This window comes from Nocardiopsis sp. MG754419 (genome assembly GCF_018207095.1).
GTDB lineage: Bacteria > Actinomycetota > Actinomycetes > Streptosporangiales > Streptosporangiaceae > Nocardiopsis.
The window spans coordinates 1-4,861 of the sequence record NZ_QOCZ01000244.1 but is presented as its reverse complement, the minus strand read 5'-3'; the positions used below and the strand labels follow the sequence as shown (position 1 = coordinate 4,861).

Here is a 4,861-nt window from a genome sequence, read left to right as displayed (position 1 = left end):
CCACCCGCTCCGCACCCGTCCACTCCCGCACCCGCCGCGACGCGTACGCGTGCGAGAGCCCATGGAAGCCGTACCGGCGCACCGCGTACCGCTCCCGCCACTCCCGGGGCACCGCGTAGGTGTGCGCGGCCTCAGGGATCGTCGTGTGAAAGGCGGTGTCGAAACACGCCACCGCCGGCACCCCCGGCAACACCCGCTCGATCACCTCGATGCCCGCCAACGACTTGGGCTGATGCAACGGAGCCAGCGACCCCAACTCCCGCAACCGCTCCACCACACGCCCCTCCAGACGCACCGGCGCGGTGAACTCCTCACCCCCGTGCACCACCCGATGGCCCACCGCGTCCACCCGGCCCACGGCATCCAGGACACGCTCCACCCGCCGCGCGTCCCACACATCGGCCTCCACCGGGACCGCATCGGACCACTCGACCACCTCGTCCCCGCCCACCACGCTCAACTTCAGGCTGCTGGACCCGGCGTTGACCACCAGAACACGCATCAGTACGGCCACACCCACTCACGAATCGACGCGGGATCCTCACCGAACTCCCGCGTATGGGCACGATGACGCAACCGCTCGTCCGTCATCCGCTGACGCACGTTCGCCGACCCCTGGGCCAACCCCGGAATCCGGTCGATCACATCGATCACCAGGTGGAACCGGTCCAGATCGTTCAGCATCACCATGTCGAACGGCGTGGTCGTGGTACCGCGCTCCTTGAACCCCCGCACGTGCAGGTTCTCGTGGCCGCGCCGCCGATACGTCAACCGGTGCACCAACCACGGATAGCCGTGGAAGGCGAAGATGACCGGCCGGTCGGTGGTGAACAGCGCCTCGTACTCGGCGTCGGGCAACCCGTGCGGATGCTCACTCGGCGGCTGCAACCGCATCAGGTCCACCACGTTCACCACCCGCACCCGCAACTGCGGGAAGTACCGACGCAGCAGATCCACCGCGGCCAGCGTCTCCAACGTGGGCACATCACCCGCACACGCCAACACCACGTCCGGGTCCTCCCCGGCACCGGTACTGGCCCACTCCCAGATCCCGATGCCCCGCGTGCAGTGCAGCACCGCCTCCTCCATCGGCAGGTAGTCCAACGCCGGCTGCTTGCCCGCCACCACCACGTTCACGTAGTCGCGCGAGCGCAGACAATGGTCGGCCACCGACAGCAACGTGTTGGCGTCCGGCGGCAGGTACACGCGCACCAACTCCGCGGGCTTGTTCATCACCACGTCCAGGAACCCCGGATCCTGGTGCGTGAAACCGTTGTGGTCTTGGCGCCACACGTGCGAGGACAACAGATAGTTCAACGACGCGATCGGCACCCGCCACTCCAACCCCCGCGTCACCTTCAACCACTTGGCGTGCTGGTTGAACATCGCATCCACGATGTGCACGAACGCCTCGTAGCAGTTGAACAACCCGTGCCGGCCGGTCAGCAGATACCCCTCCAACCAGCCCTGGCACAGATGCTCGCTGAGCACCTCCATGACACGGCCCCGACGCCCCAGGTGCTCATCGACCGGCTCCATCCGGCCCTGCCACACCTTGTCGGTCGCCTCGTACACCGCCGACAACCGGTTCGACTCCGTCTCGTCGGGGCCCATGATCCGAAAGTTCTCCGGATTGGCGCGCACCACGTCCCGCAGGAAGTGCCCCAACACCCGCGTGGCCTCACTGGTGTGCGACCCATGGCCGGCGAACTCCACCGCGTAGTCGCGAAAGTCCGGCAGCACCAACGGCGTGAGCAACGACCCCCCGTTGGCGTGCGGGTTCGCGCTCATACGCCGCGCACCCGTCGGCGCCAGACGCCGCAGCTCCGGCACCGGCGACCCCTCGGCGTCGAACAACCGCTCGGGCCCGTAGGAGCGCAACCACCCCTCCAACTGCCGCAGGTGCTCGGGGTTGGAACGCACCCCCGACAACGGCACCTGGTGGGACCGCCACGTCCCCTCGACCGGCGCCCCGTCGACCTCGACCGGGCCCGTCCACCCCTTGGGGGAGCGCAACACGATCATCGGCCACACCGGACGCTCGCTCACCCCACCCTCGCGCGCCTCCCGCTGGATCCGCCCGATCTCCTCCAGGACCTCGTCCAACACCGACGCCATCCGCCGATGCATCGACTCCGGATCCGACCCCGACACCACCCACGGCCGATACCCGAACCCCTCCAACTGCCGGGTCAGCTCATCCTCACCCAGGCGGTCCAGCACGGTCGGGTTGGCGATCTTGTACCCGTTCAGGTGCAGGATCGGCAGCACCGCACCATCACCCACCGGGTCTAGGAACTTGTTGGAGTGCCACGAGGCCGCCAGGGGACCCGTCTCGGCCTCCCCGTCACCCACCACACACGCCACCACCAGGTCCGGGTTGTCGAAGACCGCACCGAAGGCGTGCGCCAACGAGTACCCCAGCTCACCGCCCTCGTGGATCGACCCCGGCGTCTCCGGCGCCACATGCGAGGGGATCCCCCCGGGGAACGAGAACCGACGGAACAACCGCCGCATCCCCGCCTCGTCCAACGACACGTCCCGGTACACCTCGCTGTAGGTGCCCTCCAACCACGCGTTGGCCACCGCCGCCGGCCCACCATGGCCCGGACCCATCACATAGATCATGTCCAGGTCCCGCTGCCGGATCACCCGGTTCAGATGCGCGTAACAGAAGTTCAGCCCCGGGGTCGTTCCCCAGTGACCGAGCAACCGCGGTTTGATGTGCTCGGGCGCCAACGGCTCCCGCAACAACGGATTGTCCAACAGATAGATCTGCCCGACCGACAGATAGTTGGCCGCCCGCCAGTACGCGTCGAGCAACGCCAGGTCATCATGCTCCACAGCCATCCACTCTCCTCGACAGAGGTGTTCACGGTGGGGGAGAACCGCCTCGCACCCACCCCCTACCCGGTCAAGGACGGGCGGGCACGGCCGATCCAGGCCACCGTAACCGCCCGCTCCGCGGCCCTCCACGGCCATCGGTCCCGTGTCGTGGGCACTACGATGCCCCCATCATGACCACCGACGTCGCCACCACCTACGCCCGATGGGGCCACCACCACACCCGACCACTGGGCCAGGGCATGGAGGGCACCGTCCACCACCTGGGCCCCGGCCCCCTGGGAACGGACCTGGTCGCCAAGGCCTGGTACACCCGCACCTCCACCGACCTCGCACCCCTTCGGGCCTTCCTCGACGAACTGGCCGACCAACACCTGCCCTTCGCCACCCCCCGCATCCTCCACATCCGCCACCATCACGACACCACCATCACCGTCGAACCCCACCTGCACGGCACACCCCTGGGAACCCTCACCGAACAGGGCACCCTCACCCACGCCCGCGCCCAGGACGCCGTCACCCACGTCCTGACCGCCCTCCACCGCACCCGCGCCGGGCACGCCACCCACGCCCTCCCGGTCCTGGACGAGACCCGCCCCCTGTGGGAGGGCCACACCACCTGGGCCGGCGCACTGACCGGCCTGCTGCGACGCCGCACCGCGCGTTTCGCATCCTCCCTGCGCGCCGCACTACCCGACCTGGACACCCTGCTGGACGCACTGGTCGAACGTCTGCACCGCCTCCCCGAGGGTCCCGCCCGCATCGTCCACGGCGACCTGTGCCCACCCAACGTCCTGGCCACCCCCGAGGGAACACCCACGGCCGTCCTGGACTGGGGCTTCGCCACCACCGCCGGCGACCCGCTGTTCGACACCGCCACCACCGCGGGCTTCTACGACATGTACGGACCCGAGGCGCGCACGTGGGACGACGCTCTGCTCACCCGCTGGACGGGGGAGTCGGAAGCCGACCGCGTCCGCGCGCTGCTGTACCGGGCGGTCTACGGCCTGGCGGGGGCCAACGCCTACTCCGAGGACGGTGACGACGGCCATTTCACCTGGTGTGTACACACGTTCGAGCGCTCGGACGTGCGCGCCGCCCTGGGCATGTGACCAGGTACGGGCGCGCCGAGCAGGGGAGTGGAGCCGACCGCACGCCATCGGACCACCCCTCTGGACTGGCCTTAGGTGCGTTGGGGTCGATTCGGAGGTGAGGCGCGGGGCTCCACACGGGGGAGCGGCGGTGCCGGGGGAGAGGTCCGATGACGTCTCGAACCGGAGGCCGGGCGGCGACCCCGGCGCTTCGTCGCACGGGTGTTCGAGAGGCGAGGGCCCCGGGTCGAGCCATCACCTCGACGTCCACGCCGGGACACAGGGGAGCAGTGGCCGGGGCGTCCTGAGTGCCCCCTGAGTGCCTCGCGCACGCCAAAACGGTCATGTGTCGCCAAACAACCACAAAATGATGCATAACACCGTTTATGCATGAAACATGGAGATGCCTCAAGCCGATCGGCGACCGAGGACTCCACAGGTCCTGACCAGAGTGAACACCTCTTCGGTCAGGCCGGCGAGGGTGGCGGCCCAGGGGCGTTCCGGTGCGCGAGCGGGGAGACCCGGCACACCCAAGGACCCGCACAGGAGAGGGAGCCGGCCCAGGAAACCGAGCATCGAGGCACAGGAGACCACGAAAGCACAGGTCAGAGCCGAAGAATCACCGGCGTGGGCCGACCGCGCGCACCGACCACCGGCGCGTGGACGCGTTGCCGACGCGAACACCTCGCGTGTGCCCGCGCGATCACTCGACCGTTCGGCCTCGCCGCACCGGTGCGGCGCTCGCCTTCGCGGCACGGTCGACCGGACGGCCTGTGAGCCCGGTGGCCACCCACGCTGTGCCGCCGTGCAGAACACACCGACCCCGAAGTGCGCGAAAACCCCTTCCCCACAGGCATTCCAGCAACGCCGATAATGCACATTATGTCAAGTTGAGCTGTGATCGGGCCTCCCCACCCGCCCACGAC

2 protein-coding genes and 1 pseudogene are annotated in these 4,861 nt (G+C 68.9%); 1 reads left to right on the top strand and 2 read right to left on the bottom strand.

Features of this window, described 5'->3' with window-relative positions:
* Both DSY14_RS26895 and DSY14_RS26890 read right to left on the bottom strand, forming a co-directional pair.
* Positions 1-502 (bottom strand): annotated as a pseudogene (locus DSY14_RS26895) (acetate/propionate family kinase); the annotation flags it as partial.
* Positions 502-2,850 (bottom strand): phosphoketolase, encoded by a 2,349-nt coding sequence (locus DSY14_RS26890; protein ID WP_211719411.1) that lies wholly within the window; start codon positions 2,848-2,850, stop codon positions 502-504. The pseudogene DSY14_RS26895 and the gene DSY14_RS26890, both read right to left, overlap by 1 nt.
* A gap of 167 nt (positions 2,851-3,017) precedes the next feature.
* Between DSY14_RS26890 and DSY14_RS26885 the strand changes: the two genes are divergently transcribed.
* Positions 3,018-3,956, top strand: a complete 939-nt coding sequence (locus tag DSY14_RS26885; RefSeq protein WP_211719410.1) for a phosphotransferase — start codon at positions 3,018-3,020, stop codon at positions 3,954-3,956.
* Positions 3,957-4,861 lie beyond the last annotated feature (905 nt).

Bases quoted from the DNA above. Each gene is read 5' to 3' on its own strand.
- DSY14_RS26890 (WP_211719411.1), bottom strand. From the start codon at position 2,850: ATGGCTGTGGAGCATGATGACCTGGCGTTGCTCGACGCGTACTGGCGG.
- DSY14_RS26885 (WP_211719410.1), top strand. From the start codon at position 3,018: ATGACCACCGACGTCGCCACCACCTACGCCCGATGGGGCCACCACCAC.